The organism is Methylomonas sp. MS20 (assembly GCF_050275925.1).
GTDB lineage: Bacteria > Pseudomonadota > Gammaproteobacteria > Methylococcales > Methylomonadaceae > Methylomonas > Methylomonas koyamae_A.
Window position 1 is genome coordinate 5,414,285 of record NZ_CP189962.1, and the last position, 14,663, is coordinate 5,428,947.

A 14,663-nucleotide genomic window follows, 5' to 3' on the forward strand; every position below is an offset into this window, starting at 1 on the left:
TCCACCGTTTCGGCCTTTTATTCCGGAACCGCCCGGCGCAAGCCGGGCGGGTTTAATCGTATCCCGACTATTCGTGCTTACCCGCCTGCTTAAATCCGCGCTGCTCAGCGCCAGCGTTTGGCTGAGCGAGCCGGCTTTTGCCCTGGATAACCCCAGCCGGGAATTCCAACTGAAATCCGCCTATCTGTTTCATTTCGCCGAATTAACGCAGTGGCCGGCCATGGGCCCGATCACGATTTGTCTGAGGGGCGACAGTCCGATACGGCATTTTCTACCGGCGCTGGAAGGTCAAAAAATCGAAGGCAATATAGTCCATGTTTTGCTGGAGCCGCCGGCCACGCTGGAGGCTTGCAACATCCTGTTTGTCGGCGATATCGACGAACTGAAGCCCCGCCTGTTCGAACAAGCCCGCGCCGCCCACATCCTGTTGGTCGGCGACGTGGACGGTTTCGCCGCCCAAGGCGGCATGGTGCAATTCACATTGCGCGACAACAAGTTGAAACTAGTGGTAAATTTAGGTTCGGTAAAATCGGCGGATTTAAAATTGAGCTCCAAATTGCTGCGGATGGCGGAGATTATCGAATGACATCGTCACCCCCCCCACGTATTTCGATCAGCCGCAAGTTGGGCAACAATCTGCGGCTGATGGTGGTACTGAGTCTGGCCGTCGCGACCTTCTCACTGTCGATCCGCGAATATTCCGCGTTGCAAGACGCCATCGACAACAAGTTGAAGCTGACCGCCAACCTGATCGGCCAAAACAGCAGCGTGGCCCTGGTATTCGACGACACCCAAACCGCCCAGGAAATTCTGGACGCCTTGGTCTACGATCCGGACATCATCGCCGGCTCAATCCGACTGCCAACCGGCCAGGCTCTGGTCAGCCACCAAAAGGAAGCGCCGCGCTGGCCGGCGTGGTGGCCGGACTGGTTACCGAAAACCCAACAATACACGCAACCGATCTTGCACAAAAACCAACGCATCGTCGGTCATATTTCGCTGATCGCCAGCATGGTCCAACCGTATCGGACGATGCTTTGGAATGCGTCGATCAATGCCGGCATCGTGATGATTGCATTGAGTCTGGCCGCCTTGTATGTGCGCCGCTTGCAACGCATTTTCCTGCGGCCGCTGCTGAATTTGGCCGACACCGCCCATCAAATTGAAAAAGATCACGACTACAGCCGGCGTTCGCGCTACGACGGCAACGACGAAATCAGCGATTTGGCCGAAGCCTTCAACAACATGCTGGCACAGATCGAGGCCAACGAAGCGGATCTGGAAACCCAGGTGCAAACCCGCACCCGCGAGCTGGAAATCGCCACCCGCGACGCGGAATCCGCCAATCGCGCCAAAAGTCAGTTCCTGGCCAACATGAGCCACGAAATCCGCACGCCGATGAACGCCATCGTCGGTCTGGTGGAACTGAGTCTGAATACCCAGTTGACCTACAAACAACGTGAATATCTGCAACGCGTGGAATCCTCGGCCCATTCGTTGATGACCTTGATCGACGACATTCTGGACTTTTCCAAAATGGAAGCCGGCAAGATGCAGATCGAGACCATTCCCTTCCTGCTCGAGGAGATGTTGGAGCACGTGTTTTCGACGATGTCGCAACTCAGCGCCGACAAAGGCATCCGCCTGATTCTCCCCGACTGCGGCCCGCAATATCACGCGGTAGTCGGCGACCCGCAGCGTTTGCGGCAAGTGCTGATCAATCTGATCGGAAACGCGATCAAATTTACCGAGCGCGGCCACGTCGCCATCGCTTTCAACGAACTCAGCCGCGACGATAACCGCATCGTGTTGCAATTTTCGATTCAGGACACCGGCATCGGTATCAAACCCGAACAGCAACCCAAGTTGTTTCAAGCCTTTAGTCAGGGAGACAGTAGCGTGACCCGCAATTACGGCGGCACCGGCCTGGGTTTGATTATCTCCAAGCAATTGGTCGAGCAAATGGGCGGCAGCATCGGCGTGACCAGCCAAGCCAATATCGGCTCGACCTTTACCTTCAGTGTCGCGCTGGGTTTGAGCGACTTGGCGACGATACGCCACTTCCAACTCCGCCGACACCGTGCCAGCATGGATTCGTTGCGCTTGGAGCCCTTGCACGACAGCCGGGTCCTGCTGGTCGAGGATAACGAGATTAACCGGATGGTGGCGATCGAATTACTGGAACAAGCCCGCATCCGGGTCGATGTCGCCGAGAACGGCGAAATCGCGCTGGCCAAATTGCGGGAAAATCGATACCAATGCGTGCTGATGGACGTGCAAATGCCGGTCATGGACGGCTACCAAGCCACCCGCGAACTGCGCAAGCTGCCCGCCTGTCAAGCGCTACCGGTGATTGCGATGACCGCCAACGTGATGAGTGCCGACCACCAGCTATGTCTGGACGCCGGCATGAACGACTTTATCGGCAAACCCATTCTGCCCGCCAAGCTTTATGAGGTGTTGTTGAAATGGATCAACGCCGAACAGACTCTGGAAAACCGCAAGCAACTGGGCGTCTAAGCCCGGATCATTTGCCCCAGGGCATCACCGGCACGGTCGAAACGCTGTTGGCCGGCGCGCCTTCGATGACTTTCCGGCTGATCGCCAGATACACCAGTGTATTGTGCTTGGCATCCCATAGCCGGGTGATATTGGTGGATTTGAACAACAACGACGTGCCTTCGCTGAACACCAGTTCCTCTTCCGGCAATTTGGCCGGCAAATTGATCGGGCCGATCTGCCGACAAGCCAGCGAAAACTGCGACGGATCTTCCGCCAAACCCAACCCGCCGGCGATGCCGCCGGTCCGGGCCTGACTGATGTGACAGATCACGTTGGAAATCTTCGGGTCCTCGAAGGCATCGACGCAGACCTTATGATTGGCGCCGATCAGTTTCCACGCCGTGGTCACGCAGCCAACTTCCTCGGCGCGGACCGCGCCGGCCAACAAGCCCAAACCGCAAAACAGCCAAGCCGATCTCTTCGAAAACGCGCGCATCGCATACTCCCAACCCTGATTGAACACAGACCGTCAGCCTAACAAGCTTGCGGGATTCTCGCAAACCCGCCCGCATCGTCGCTTCACCGGTAAATTACCAAGCCGGCCGCCGGCGCCGTTAGCCGCACAGCCAAACCGTTTTTCGGTTGTATGTCGGCGGTCGTGCCGATCTGGGCCGAATCGGTGGAGTACAAACAGGTCAGTTTTTCGCCCGGCCTATGCAACGCCGCATCTATCGTCACCCAGGCCGTTTTGGCGGCATTGGGGTCGGTATTGATCGCCACGACGACTTCATGATCGGCCAGAATCCGCGACCACGGCACCAGCGACAGCAATTTGCCGCCCAACATCGTCGGCAAACCGAAATTTTGGCCATCGCCGGAAATTGGCCGCAAATACTGCCGCCCCCGCCGCAGGGCCGGATGGGCGGCGCGGATCGCCATCAATTTGGCGAATTCGAGATAAACCGGATGACCTTCGTCGAAAAAGTGCACGCCTCTGGACTCGAACGCGCCGAATTCACCGCCGAACATCGCCTCGCGGATATAGCGGTCCGAATCGCCGCCGTGACCGTCGAAACCCTGCTCGGTGCCGTAATACACGCAAGGGATCCCCAAGGTCAGCGCGTTGACCGCCAGCGCGTTCAACACCAGTTTGGCCTTATCGGCATCGGCGCAAAACCGCGCCTTGGCCCGGCCGACCTGATCATGGTCGTTAAACATCGTCACCACTTTGTTGCGGAACCACGTGTGGCTATCCTTGCCGATCAACAGCGAATTGCGGAACAGACTGAAATAGTCGTTGGGATTACTACCGCCCTTGACCATCAACTCCAATTTGCTCGGAATATCGTCGATGCCCAATGCCGCGTCCAGACCGGTCGTTTCCAGGGTATCGAAGGCCCGGTAGCGGCCACCGGTAATTTCGCCGACCAGCAGAAAATTGTCCTTGCCGATGCTTTGCGCGAATTCGTGAATCGCCGAGCCGAATATCCGGGTCGCGCCGTCCTGCATGTGCTTGACGGTATCGATCCGAAAGCCGTCCAGATCGGCGTACGCGATCCAATACTTGTAAACGTCGATCAGGGACAGCAAGCCCGGAGCCGGCGCAAAGTCGTCGGTGCCGCCGAAGCCGTGATGCAAATCCTTGAGATCGAAGAAATCGCCCTCGCGAAATTCCGGGTCGTAATCGAAGCTGGCAATACGGCCCTTCTGGGTAAAGTATTCCGGATTCTGAAATTCGACCGGCCAGATCGCCCCGTCCTTGGCCGGCCAGCTCGCCGGCGCCGCCGGATTGGCGGTGACGAACGGAATATTGGCGTGGCCGGCCGCGTCGTTAAAGCCGGTCACCGGATAGTGGCCGCCGTCCCAGCGCGGGTCGAAATGGCCGCTACCGTCTTTATAGTTGGGCTGGCGGTTGGGATCGTAACTAAACACGTTGCCGGAATGATTCAAGATGATGTCCAGGATCACCAAAATCCCCTGCTGGTGTGCGGCGGCCACCAAGTCCTTCAATGCCTGATTGGTGCCGAAGCGCGGATTGACCTGCAAAAAATCCTGGATGCCGTAGCCGTGGTAAGTTTCCTGAAACGCCACCTGCTTGAAGATCGGGCTGATCCAGATCGCGGTCACGCCCAGACGCTTCAAATAACCCAGCTTGCTTTTCAAGCCGGCCAGGGTACCGCCGACGTACTTGCCGCCGGCGTCGCTCCATTTCGCGGCGGCGGCCGGGGTTTGAATCGCGTTGCGCTTGTCGGCGGCCTGGCCCAAGGGCGTGGCGCCACCGGCGACCGGCTTGCCGTCGATATCGCGGAATCCGCCGCTTTCGTTACCGTCGGAAAACCGGTCCAGCATCAAAAAGTACAATACCTTATCCTCCCACGCGGTAGGGGAAGGGGTGTAGGAAACGTTGGAAGTAAGTTGACTCAAATCGACATCGGCTAAACGGGATTCGGACATGGCGGCACTCCGGCAGGAAATGGGAAGGCGATAGACAGCGGCGAACGCGGCCATGGGTAAGCCGCATCGCTGTTAGACTTTCTAACAAAGACATTCCGCGAAAGCAAGTGAAGTTAGGCGCTCAGGCAAGCGGCAATCCGAGTGCGCCATCGAGCGGTTTACGTGAAATTTCTTAGCGGCACGGCTGCTGGAAGATTGATCTTCGACTCTTGGCCTTGAAAGAATCGCGGTGGATTTTAACAGCGCGGGTGGCGGCGGGTTTGCAATAGCCGTTTGTTGAAGTGATCAGGGGCGGGATACAATCGGAACAGTTAACCTCAGGACAGGACGGCGATATGGCATTGGCGGAAAAATTAAACCTCAGCGTGGCGGATTACCTGCAAGGCGAACTGATCAGCGAAGTTAAATACGAATATATCAATGGTGAAGTGTATGCGATGGTGGGCGTAAAACGTGCTCACGATACCGTGACCACCAATTTGATTGCGTTTTTGCACGCTCATTTACGTGGCACATCCTGCCGAGTCCACTCCGGCGAAATGAAAGTCCGCGTGCAAACCGCCGCCACCGACTGCTTTTTCTACCCCGACCTGCATGTCACCTGCTCGGCCAGCGATACCGAAGAGCTGTTCAACAGCCAGCCCAAGTTGATCGTCGAAGTGCTGTCCGATGCCACCGAACGCTACGACAGAGCCGAAAAATTCCACCATTACCGCAAACTGGCCAGTCTGGAAGAATACGTGTTAATTGCCCAAGACACTCCCCGTGTTGAATGCTACCGGCGCGGCGATGCTTGGGATCTTCAGATTTATCAACAAGGCGAGCAGGCGGTTTTCCAATCGTTAGGTTTTGAACTGGCGGTAGCGGATATCTATGAAGGGGTATTCGCGGGATAATCCGAGGTTTTTCCGGTTCCCAAACTCCGGTTTGGGAACCGGCGCAACGAATACCGGACAGCCAATATGCTTGAGCAAATTAAATTATTTTTTGAAAAACACCTGTCCTTACCGTCACCCGAGGTTGCAACAGAAACGCTGCTTCAAGAGGCGTTGACGGCCTTAATGACGGAAATGATGACCATGGACGATGTCTGTCAGGATGTCGAACGAACCAAGATTCTGTCCTTGGTCAAACAGTGTTTTTCGCTCTCCACTGAACAGGCTGAGACCTTGATGGCTAATGCGGAACAAAAGCGTCGGCAGGCGGTTGATTATTACGAATTCACGTCGACGATCAACCAATGTTTTAGCCCTGAGGACAAGACAAAGTTTGTTAAATCTCTCTGGCAAATCGCCTATGCCGACGGCAATATCGACCCGCAAGAGGAGTATATGGTGCGGAAGATTGCCGACCTTCTTGGCGTCTCGCACACCGATTTTATTCTGGCCAAATTGCGCGCGAATCCCAATCCCTGAATATCGCCGGACCAACACCGTTTAAAACGAATCGCTGATGAAAAAAATCAAGAAAAATAAAAATCTGTGGCTAAAAGAAGCTGAAATCGAGGTCGGTGATTTGTACTTCACCACCGCCCGGCAATACCGTGCGGTCCTGGCGATCAACGGCGATTTCTTGATTTACGCACCCAGCTCTGAAGGCATGCAGCCGTTAACGACCGATAGCCAAATGCCGTTTGCAAATTCGCCCGCTAAAAAATGTCAGATCGCCACATTTGCGCAAAAAGAATATCAAGCATTCGATTGGCACGGTACGGCAGCCGTTAAACATAAACTCACTCAGTCGCAGCGGGACGAGGCTATTAGCCAATGTAATGCCAAGGCCCAAATCGCGGGGTTGATGGCTGAATAATTCTAGTTTGTCGGATTGGTTCAAGACTGTCACACATAAGGCCTTATTCAAGTTTTCACCTTTTAAAAAGCTGCTTGAGGATGCTGGCTGCGAAAATGCTGGTCAGAAAATTCATTTTTCAAATATACCGCTTCGTTAAATCATCAATTTGATTTATAGCTTCGACCGCACTCACTTCAAAAGATCTGCATTTGATGACCTCACCCAAAAAATAGACCCCTCCAAAATTCGCAGCTTCATCCGTCGCCAGGGTCGCGCCACCGCCGGCCAGAAGCTGGCGCTAGAAAGCCATTGGGATAAGCCCGGTAGGGTACGCACTGCGTACCTTCTGGCTTTTGGTACCATGATGGCTCCGATGGTACGCAGTGCGTACCCTACATCTGATATGCAATTAGCATTTGACCGAACGTTATAGGCTCCGGACCAGACTACAGAAAGGAAACCCAACAGTTCACTTCTAGCTCCGTCCCTTTGATCAGCCGGTCGGTTTGGCGGCGGCAAACGTAAAGGCTTTCGCCTTGTGCGCAACTCTAAATGCCTTGCGAGGCAACCTGGGGGCGATAGTAAGCCTCAGGTAAAAGACCTCACTTAGGGCATTCTGCTCCGCGCCCCGTCCCGCGACCGCCCGGCCGGGTCCGGCTTATTCCACGCTGCCCTGCAAACGGGTAATCCAAGATTCCCTGGCCGCCGGATCGACGTGGAAGGCCAGCGCCGCCGGTTTGTGCAGCAGGCCGTCCTCGCCGGAGGCGTTGGGGTTGAGTTGGCGCTTTTGCACGAAATCCACCAAGCGGCGCAGGTGGTAAATCGCCAGTACCCGGTTGGTCTCGCTGCCGGCGTAGATCAGATAGCCGACGTTGTCCTCGTTCAGCGCCGGGTTGCGGGCGATTAACGCGTCCAAAGCGGCGTTGTCGGCGGCCAGATTTTTCAACACCGAATCGGGCCGCTGGCAGACCAACGTCCGCCAATGTAGGGCCAGACTACCGTTGAGCTGGTGACGCTGCATCGCCCGCACCTCGTCGTCGCCGCACACGAAACTTTCCGCGACCAGATAATGGCGATCGCGCTCGCCGTCGTTGGCGAACAACGCCAACTTGTCCAGCGCGGTATCGGCCAAGGCCAGCAAAAAGGCGTGCGGGGAGCGGATGTGTTTGTCTATCGTCACCACCCAGGGCAGGGCGCGGCCGGTGGTTTCGAAGCGGGCCGTGACACTGCCGATCACCCCGGCTCGCGATAATTCCTGCTCGCGGCCGGCCGGCTTCACCAAAAATGCATCGACTGCCGCGATCTGGGTGTTGAAGCCGGCGGCGTGGTATTGCTGGACGATCGTCGAATAGCGCGGCTGATAAGGAATGGCGGTGCCGTCGTAGAGGATGTTGATGCGCCGCAAGCGAGCTTGCTCGGCGACCAAATCGCGCAAGCGGTTGGCGAAGGGTTCGACGTAGACATAGTCGTCGCTGTGGTGGTCGGCGGCGGTCAATAGACGGTACAAATCGCTGAGTTTGCGAAATTCGTCGAGCGAGGCAATCACGAAATTATCGCCGCATCGCGCCTTGGCGATTTCCTCGACCGCGGTTTTGCCGGCGCCGGCCCCACCCATGCACATGAACAAGGTCGGCCGCTCGACCGGCGCCTTGCCGGCGAAAATCGCCTCGAGGATAGCCGATAAAATCCCGTCGATTTTGGTCAGCCGCTGATAGGCGATCTCCACGGTGCGCATCAAGCGGTTTTCGCCGTGGCTGGCGGCCAGCATCTTGTTTTTCAACGGCTCGTTGCCGGCCAGCGTAAACAAACTGGCCTGCTCGCCGGCGCATTGCTTCAACAAGTCCAACAGCTCGGCGTGGCTGGGCGGCCTTAGCGATGTCAGGATGTTGATGTCCAGGCAAAACAGCGGCGCCACGCCGTCGGCGCGGATTGGAATCGCGTCGATCTCGGTCTTGCCGGGCTGGCGCAAGTCCTCGGTACCCGGCAAATAGCCGAGAATGTACTCGGACACGCCGAGCGGATTGTCGACGAAATGCTGACCGGTGATGAATTCCTCGGCCCGGATACTGTGCAAGGGCACCAGACCGCCGGTCACGGTGACCAGGCATTTGACGCCGTCCGCCGTGGTATAGGACAAAAACGGCAAGCCTTGCAGAAAATACTTGTTCTCCGGCCACTTACCGTAGCGGTTGGCCTGATTGCTCAGGCTTTGGGTGCGCGCCGGGTCCAGCGCGTGCTCGAAAGCCCGACGCAACGCGGCGTGATCGGCGGCAGGATCGTGCAGGGCGCGAGCGTCGTCGCAGCTCAGTCGGCGAAAATCGATGCCCTGTTCGTAAACCGCCTTGAAGGCCGGTAAATTGCCGAGCGCGGTGATGAAAAAATCCAGCGTGATCCGGTTGCCGTAGCCGTAGGGCCGAATGCCGCGCAAGGCTTGATACAGCTTGGCCAGCCGGTCGGCGATATCGGCGCTGCACACCACGAAACCGTTGTTGTCGAACAAGGCGGTTTCGAGATTGTCGTCGCCGTCGAGCACCAGGCTTTCAATCGCGATCCGAAACCGCGTGCGGCAATCGGCTTCCGGCATCGTGCCCGGCCGGTGGTGTACCGTCACCTGTTCCTTCCAGTCGCTGAACATTTCCCGGTGTATCCGGGTGAACAGGCTGGTTAGATAGGTCACCCGCTTGGTTTGATCGTGCGACACCGTGGCTTCCAGCTCCTGAGCCAATTTGGCCTGCAAGCGCACGCCCTGCGCCACCGCCAACGCGGTACGCAAGCGCTTGAGCTGCCGATAGGCCGGGATGTTTCGGCCGGGATTTGAATTCATGCGCTCCCCCAGTGCACCGCTCGTTCCCCGGTCTTTCCGGTTGGGCGGCTTTATCGTTATTATTATTTCGAGCCGACTCGCGGCGGGGGCATGATAGCGCGAGATGGGGTCGGGTAGCGATATGACCGGCGCTGCCGGCGCGAAATGCGCCGGCGGTTCGGTATTGGAACGGCTAAGAATCAGGATTCGGCCAAAGCCGTCCGGCTCAACTCGGCCAGCGTTTCGCCGCGAGCGATCACCAGATGGACCGATGCGCTGACGAAGCGGGCGCCGGGGGCTATTTTCAGCATGAAGCGGTCGGCTGGATGATTGGCGATTTCGTCGACAAGCGCCATGCCGGCGTGGTCGTCGACCATATCTTCGATCGGCTCGCCGTTCTTGGTTAAACCTGCCGGAAAAAACTGCGAAATCACGGTATGGATTTTGTCGATCGAGTGTTCGTCGAATACCAGTCGAGTCGCCCGGTCGAAACTGAACCGGCCATGCACGTAGTCGCGAATCCTCACCTGGATATGAGCGGTCTCCGGGTCGTGCCAGCCGGGATAGACGCTGAAAAACTTGGCCTCGCCGCAATGATCGGTTGCCTGGTAACCCCGCAAGAAGTCCTCGTCGGCCAGATTCGCTCCGCCCGGATTGGTCATCCCGGAATAATGGCCGTCGCCATCGCTATGCCACAGATCGACGCAGGCGCCCGGTAGTGGGGCGATGTTGCCATCGCCGTCGAGCTCGGAAATCGTCAACTTCAGCACTAACGGAAAGCCAGTGGCAGCCGTACCGGTTGCGCTGCTGACCCGGATATCGGCGCGAGGTTGGTCGTGTGTAACGCTATCGAGGCGAAACGGCCAGGCCGCCACGGTCGGTGCCAGCGTATGCTTGGTCAATACCGCCCGGTTAAGTCTACCGGAGGTGGCGGCGTCGCAGATCGCCATCGATCCCTTGACGGTCATGATTAAACTCTCCGGATAACCCGGCATTTTGGAGGTTTGAATATTGTTCATGGCAAATGTTGTCGGCGTAGTTGAGTGTGATGAATATCAAGCCATCGAACACGTCATTCCGGCCTACCCTCTAAAGAGAAAACCGGGGCTTTCGGCGACAGTCGCGCAATCTCAAAACAGCAAAAGCGAATGCGAAACTCAGCCGAAAGTCCAATCCTATGGCTGCGAACACTAGCGTTTTGACTGCCGCGAGTGAAGGTGCTTCGAACAAGTCGTATTCTTTCCGAATTCGCCAAGCGCGTTACGAACGGAAAAGCGCTTTCAGTACGTGACAGCCTGCCGAAACACTTATTCGTGGCACCCTTAGCCTGGTCGAAGCCGGAACCGTTCGCTACTCGCCGCCGCTCGGCAGACGATTCCATAACTTTCGAACCAACCATTCGGATTGGAGGATGACGCGTCATCCCTGCATGGCGGCTGTGTCCGGTGCAAAGCGTGGGTCGAATATCTTTGCTGACCGCGGACAGGGTATAGCCGCTCATACCGTTATGTTAGTACGTTTAGGATTAGTTTAGTTCCTCTATTTTGTCGGATTCTTTTACAGCCTTGTGGAAGCCCTTGATCGCTTCGCCCAAATCAGCGCCGACCCCTTGCAATCGTTTAGTGCCAAACACCAACATAACAATCGCCAGCACCACCAACAAATGCGGTACGCTTAAGCCCATACTGCCTCCTAAAATAGGTAATCGATATCGCGAACGCGTCTTTGCGCCGCTCTGGAAAAAACCGCCGCGCGCATCCGGCGCACGGCGAGTCACGCTGGCTCAAGGCCGGACTAACCGCCGGGGCGTGTTGGCGGTGTGCCGGTGGGAGGTGTACCGGTAGGTGGTGTGCCGCCACCCGACGTGCTGCCGGAGGTATCGGCAACCGTCGGACAACTCAAGCTGGCCACACCTTCGCTGGTCGCAATGACCAAATTGATCGACGCAGTCACATAGTTGCCGTTGTTGGCCAAAGTCAGCATCAGATGGTCGCCGGAATCGCTGGTGATGCCGTCGGTGGCCGATTGATTGGAACCGCCGGTGAATACCGAGTCGGTTGCGTTGGCGGTATCTTTCAAACCGTGGGAAAGGTATTGGCTGATCGTGGTGTAGATCTGTTCGGTTAGCGATTCGTCGAAAAAAAACTGAGTCGCCTGATCGTAGACAGCAGTGCTGCCCGAGAAAGTACGGATGCGGACGTGGATGTGTGTAGTGCGCGAGGTGTACCAACCGGGATAAATGCTGATGAACTTCACTGCTCCGCGCGCATTGGTGATTTGGTAGCCACGCAAATAATCCTCGGCGGTCAGGTCGGCAGCGCCCATATTGGTCTCGCCCGAATAGTTACCGTCGGCGTCGCAGTGCCAGATGTCGACGTAAGCGCCGTTGATCGGCGAAATCGTGCCGTTGGCGTTCAGTTTGGATACCGTGACCGTCAGAACCAGCGGGAAGCCGGTCGCAATCTTACCGGTTACGCTGCTGGTGCGAATATCGGAGCGCAGCAAGTTGTTGGCAACGCTGTCCAGGCAAAACGGCCCTTCGGTAACGGTGGGCGCCAAGGAGTAGGCTGCCAGTGCCGAACGGCTGACGCCACCCAGCATGGTGGCGGCGACCAAGCCGGCGGCACCCTTGGCGGTCATCAGCAACATATCCCGGCGAGCCGGCATTGTTAAGTCTTTTGAATTTTCCATAACTATGTCCTTAATCAAGCGCCAATAACGCCGAGGCGTGGGCCGCGAGCGAATCCGACAATGCCAGCCAGACCGGTCAGCATCAACGGTAGCGACATCGGCACGGGTACCGCGGCCGGCGTCACGCTGACGCTCATCTGAAAGGGATAGCTGGTGGAGGAGGACCAATAGCTGCCGTCCCACTCGGCCCAAGCATTGGCGCTGCCGTCGTCGGTAGCCTGGAAAGACCAGTCGGTAGCGCCGGTGACATTGCTTAGTACCACCCAATAGGTGGTGTTGGCGGTAAGGGAGAAATCGCCCGCCAAAAACGTCGTGGCTGCCAGACTGGACGAATAGGCACCGCTCAGCGTTAAGGTAGCCAGCGCTTGAGACGGCGCCGAATAAGCGTCGGAATAGAGGCTAACCGAAGTTCCCTGATCGAGACTGGAAATCAGCAAACTTATCGAATCCAGCAAGTAAGCCTGATTGTCGGTGCTAAAACTTTGCGCTTCCCAAGTACTACCGCTGACGGTTATTGTTCCGCCGGAATCGGCTGCCAAATTTTCGCCGAATCCAGAGGCCTGCACCGGCGCCGCACCCGAAATCCAGAACGCGGCCGCAACCGGCAACACCCATGTCGTATTTGTTCCAACCATTTGATTATCCTATTATTTAATATTAAAAAATCCGCTTTCCCTTTGTTGCGGACTGATAATAGGCGTATCAAAGGTTAATAGACGTAAACCGGCGTAAAATATTGTAAATCTTTATAAAACGCCCAATTTCAGGCCGGAGTCGCCAGGCGCGAGCCAATAACTCTTGAATCACGCCAGCCAATCCCAGTCGCTGAAACACGCCGCCTGTCCGTAAGGCCGGCCGTCGCCGTCCAGTACGTTCCAAACCACCGCACCGCGTATCATGAAACGCCGGCCGGATTTGGCGATGCGCACGCCGGCATAATCGTCGATATAGCCTTGCCGGGCGACTTTGGCCAGCAAGCGCTCGCGTTCCTCGCGATTGACCGGTTCGGCGGAAAACCGCGACGGCATGCCGACCAGTTCTTGCCAGGTCAATTCGAACAATCCCAAGGCTTTGCGGTTGGCGTAGTTGAACAGCGGATCGGGATCGGTGTTGTGCGACAGCAAGGCGAAGTCGGCTTCGTAAACCACCCGTCCAAAATCGTCGCCTACCGCGTCCAGCAACGGCTCGCCAAGCAAGCGCCGATAGCTATCCAACAGCAAATTGACGTGGGCTTGGTGATAACGATTGTCGGGGCCGGGCGGTTGCAAATCGAGCATGATTAACGTTCCGATACGCTGGGGTTATTGACAGAAACGAGTTCTTTTTTGTACACGGCCTTGATGCGCTCGCCATCCCATACATAGCAAAAATGCGCGCCCTGTTTGACCGGTTTCAGCAACCGGGGTTTGAACACCGCGACGCAGTCGCCGCCGGGATTGCGGACGCTGGCATAGGCGAGGCCATTGCCGCAGGCGTCCTGCACTTGTTTTGCCAACCGCTGGGCGGCGGCGTAAGCACTGGTATCGGCGGCGTAGATTTCCGGCCACTCGGCCTGACGGCCGCGAATGTCGTGTAAGTCCGCATCCAAATCCGAGGCATAGCTACGCATGTCGATTTCGATCGGCGGTTGCCGGGTCGCGCTCAGAAAGCGAGCCCGGTGGAAACAGGTTTCGGCGATCGCGGTGTCCAGGTCGTAGGCGGCATAGTAAACGCCGTAGCTGCCGTCGCTAAACCGGCTGCCTTCCGGATTCAGATGGGTGAAAGCCGCCATGATCGGCGTCGTGCCGGGGCCGGCGATCCTGTCCTCCGGCGCCACCAGCCGAATGTCGCCGGCTTGTTCGCGCAAGCGGTCGTTGGTCAGGGCTTCGATCGCGAACACGATATCCAGATCGGCCGGCGCGGCAACCCGATCGAACAAACCGTCCGGCGGAAACCGGCTGGGCACCAGCCGCCAGCAGGGCAGCCAGGTAATGCGGTTGACCGCGATCGTCGCCAGATCGATCACGATTAGCCGCGCTGGCCGTCCAGATATTGGCGGACCACGTACAAATCGGCCACCCGCCCGGACAGCATGCGTTGCAAGGCCGACTGGCCGGCGAACGGCGCGGCCTGATTGGCTTGGTGCAGCCACTGATCGGCCGCCTCGGCGCGCGGCAGTAAAATTTGCAGGGCCTTGTAAATGCCGAAAATGTAAGACAAACGCTCCAGCTTGTCGGCGTTCAAACTGGCCGACTCCGGCTGCTTCTTCCACTTAAAGTACGTACTGCGCGAGTCCAGACCCAACAACACCATCGCCTGTTCGGCATTGAGTTTCCAAGCCTCGGCAATATTGAAAAAGGTCCGCAACGCCGCACCGGCCACGGCGGCGCTATCGGCGGATAAGAGATTTTGCGCTGGGGCCAACATCAGCCCTCCCGGTTTC

General features: G+C 57.2%; 15 protein-coding genes. 5 read left to right on the plus strand and 10 right to left on the minus strand.

The window, feature by feature from the left end:
* Positions 1 to 73 precede the first annotated feature (73 nt).
* Positions 74 to 586, plus strand: a complete 513-nt coding sequence (locus tag ACQE3D_RS24175) for a YfiR family protein (RefSeq protein ID WP_082885511.1) — start codon at positions 74 to 76, stop codon at positions 584 to 586.
* Entirely contained in the window at positions 583 to 2,520 is a 1,938-nt protein-coding gene (locus tag ACQE3D_RS24180; protein ID WP_064028335.1) for a hybrid sensor histidine kinase/response regulator, read from the plus strand. Before ACQE3D_RS24175 ends, ACQE3D_RS24180 begins: the two co-directional genes overlap by 4 nt.
* A gap of 7 nt (positions 2,521 to 2,527) precedes the next feature.
* On the opposite strand, the gene ACQE3D_RS24185 is transcribed toward ACQE3D_RS24180, so the two are convergent.
* Together ACQE3D_RS24185 and ACQE3D_RS24190 are read right to left on the minus strand one after the other, a co-directional pair.
* Positions 2,528 to 2,998 (minus strand): CreA family protein, encoded by a 471-nt coding sequence (locus tag ACQE3D_RS24185; protein WP_313730977.1) that lies wholly within the window; start codon positions 2,996 to 2,998, stop codon positions 2,528 to 2,530.
* A gap of 83 nt (positions 2,999 to 3,081) precedes the next feature.
* Positions 3,082 to 4,956: an alpha-amylase family glycosyl hydrolase gene (locus tag ACQE3D_RS24190; protein ID WP_313730976.1), complete on the minus strand. Its 1,875-nt coding sequence runs from the start codon at positions 4,954 to 4,956 to the stop codon at positions 3,082 to 3,084.
* A gap of 335 nt (positions 4,957 to 5,291) precedes the next feature.
* Between ACQE3D_RS24190 and ACQE3D_RS24195 the strand changes: the two genes are divergently transcribed.
* From ACQE3D_RS24195 to ACQE3D_RS24205, 3 genes are all read left to right on the plus strand, one after another.
* Positions 5,292 to 5,852 carry a Uma2 family endonuclease gene (locus tag ACQE3D_RS24195; RefSeq protein ID WP_313730975.1) on the plus strand — a complete coding sequence of 187 codons (561 nt, stop codon included), beginning with the start codon at positions 5,292 to 5,294 and terminating at the stop codon, positions 5,850 to 5,852.
* A gap of 66 nt (positions 5,853 to 5,918) precedes the next feature.
* On the plus strand, positions 5,919 to 6,371 hold the full coding sequence (locus ACQE3D_RS24200) for a TerB family tellurite resistance protein (RefSeq protein ID WP_313730973.1): 453 nt from the start codon (positions 5,919 to 5,921) through the stop codon (positions 6,369 to 6,371).
* 37 nt (positions 6,372 to 6,408) lie between these two features.
* Entirely contained in the window at positions 6,409 to 6,765 is a 357-nt protein-coding gene (locus ACQE3D_RS24205; RefSeq protein ID WP_313730971.1) for a hypothetical protein, read from the plus strand.
* A gap of 640 nt (positions 6,766 to 7,405) precedes the next feature.
* Here ACQE3D_RS24205 and ACQE3D_RS24210 read toward each other — a convergent pair.
* The 8 genes from ACQE3D_RS24210 to ACQE3D_RS24245 form a co-directional block, all read right to left on the minus strand.
* Positions 7,406 to 9,571, minus strand: a complete 2,166-nt coding sequence (locus tag ACQE3D_RS24210; RefSeq protein ID WP_313730970.1) for a zeta toxin family protein — start codon at positions 9,569 to 9,571, stop codon at positions 7,406 to 7,408.
* Positions 9,572 to 9,750: 179 nt separating this feature from the next.
* A complete protein-coding gene (locus ACQE3D_RS24215) occupies positions 9,751 to 10,569 on the minus strand; it encodes a hypothetical protein (RefSeq protein WP_313730968.1) in 819 nt (272 codons plus the stop codon).
* A 506-nt stretch (positions 10,570 to 11,075) separates the two neighbouring features.
* Positions 11,076 to 11,234: a twin-arginine translocase TatA/TatE family subunit gene (tatA, locus tag ACQE3D_RS24220; protein WP_313730966.1), complete on the minus strand. Its 159-nt coding sequence runs from the start codon at positions 11,232 to 11,234 to the stop codon at positions 11,076 to 11,078.
* 110 nt (positions 11,235 to 11,344) lie between these two features.
* A complete protein-coding gene (locus tag ACQE3D_RS24225) occupies positions 11,345 to 12,241 on the minus strand; it encodes a hypothetical protein (RefSeq protein ID WP_313730965.1) in 897 nt (298 codons plus the stop codon).
* Positions 12,242 to 12,255: 14 nt separating this feature from the next.
* Positions 12,256 to 12,876, minus strand: a complete 621-nt coding sequence (locus ACQE3D_RS24230) for a choice-of-anchor R domain-containing protein (protein ID WP_313730964.1) — start codon at positions 12,874 to 12,876, stop codon at positions 12,256 to 12,258.
* A gap of 168 nt (positions 12,877 to 13,044) precedes the next feature.
* The gene (locus tag ACQE3D_RS24235) at positions 13,045 to 13,518 is read right to left on the minus strand and encodes an MEKHLA domain-containing protein (RefSeq protein WP_313730963.1); all 474 of its coding nucleotides are present in this window, start codon (positions 13,516 to 13,518) and stop codon (positions 13,045 to 13,047) included.
* 2 nt (positions 13,519 to 13,520) lie between these two features.
* Entirely contained in the window at positions 13,521 to 14,246 is a 726-nt protein-coding gene (locus ACQE3D_RS24240; protein ID WP_313730962.1) for an RES family NAD+ phosphorylase, read from the minus strand.
* A 2-nt stretch (positions 14,247 to 14,248) separates the two neighbouring features.
* Positions 14,249 to 14,647: an MbcA/ParS/Xre antitoxin family protein gene (locus ACQE3D_RS24245; RefSeq protein ID WP_313730961.1), complete on the minus strand. Its 399-nt coding sequence runs from the start codon at positions 14,645 to 14,647 to the stop codon at positions 14,249 to 14,251.
* Positions 14,648 to 14,663 lie beyond the last annotated feature (16 nt).

Coding starts and splice junctions, on each gene's coding strand:
- ACQE3D_RS24180 (WP_064028335.1), top strand. CDS start 583: ATGACATCGTCACCCCCCCCACGTATTTCGATCAGCCGCAAGTTGGGC.
- ACQE3D_RS24185 (WP_313730977.1), bottom strand. CDS start 2,998: ATGCGCGCGTTTTCGAAGAGATCGGCTTGGCTGTTTTGCGGTTTGGGC.
- ACQE3D_RS24190 (WP_313730976.1), bottom strand. CDS start 4,956: ATGTCCGAATCCCGTTTAGCCGATGTCGATTTGAGTCAACTTACTTCC.
- ACQE3D_RS24195 (WP_313730975.1), top strand. CDS start 5,292: ATGGCATTGGCGGAAAAATTAAACCTCAGCGTGGCGGATTACCTGCAA.
- ACQE3D_RS24200 (WP_313730973.1), top strand. CDS start 5,919: ATGCTTGAGCAAATTAAATTATTTTTTGAAAAACACCTGTCCTTACCG.
- ACQE3D_RS24205 (WP_313730971.1), top strand. CDS start 6,409: ATGAAAAAAATCAAGAAAAATAAAAATCTGTGGCTAAAAGAAGCTGAA.
- ACQE3D_RS24210 (WP_313730970.1), bottom strand. CDS start 9,571: ATGAATTCAAATCCCGGCCGAAACATCCCGGCCTATCGGCAGCTCAAG.
- ACQE3D_RS24215 (WP_313730968.1), bottom strand. CDS start 10,569: ATGAACAATATTCAAACCTCCAAAATGCCGGGTTATCCGGAGAGTTTA.
- tatA (WP_313730966.1), bottom strand. CDS start 11,234: ATGGGCTTAAGCGTACCGCATTTGTTGGTGGTGCTGGCGATTGTTATG.
- ACQE3D_RS24225 (WP_313730965.1), bottom strand. CDS start 12,241: ATGGAAAATTCAAAAGACTTAACAATGCCGGCTCGCCGGGATATGTTG.
- ACQE3D_RS24230 (WP_313730964.1), bottom strand. CDS start 12,876: ATGGTTGGAACAAATACGACATGGGTGTTGCCGGTTGCGGCCGCGTTC.
- ACQE3D_RS24235 (WP_313730963.1), bottom strand. CDS start 13,518: ATGCTCGATTTGCAACCGCCCGGCCCCGACAATCGTTATCACCAAGCC.
- ACQE3D_RS24245 (WP_313730961.1), bottom strand. CDS start 14,647: ATGTTGGCCCCAGCGCAAAATCTCTTATCCGCCGATAGCGCCGCCGTG.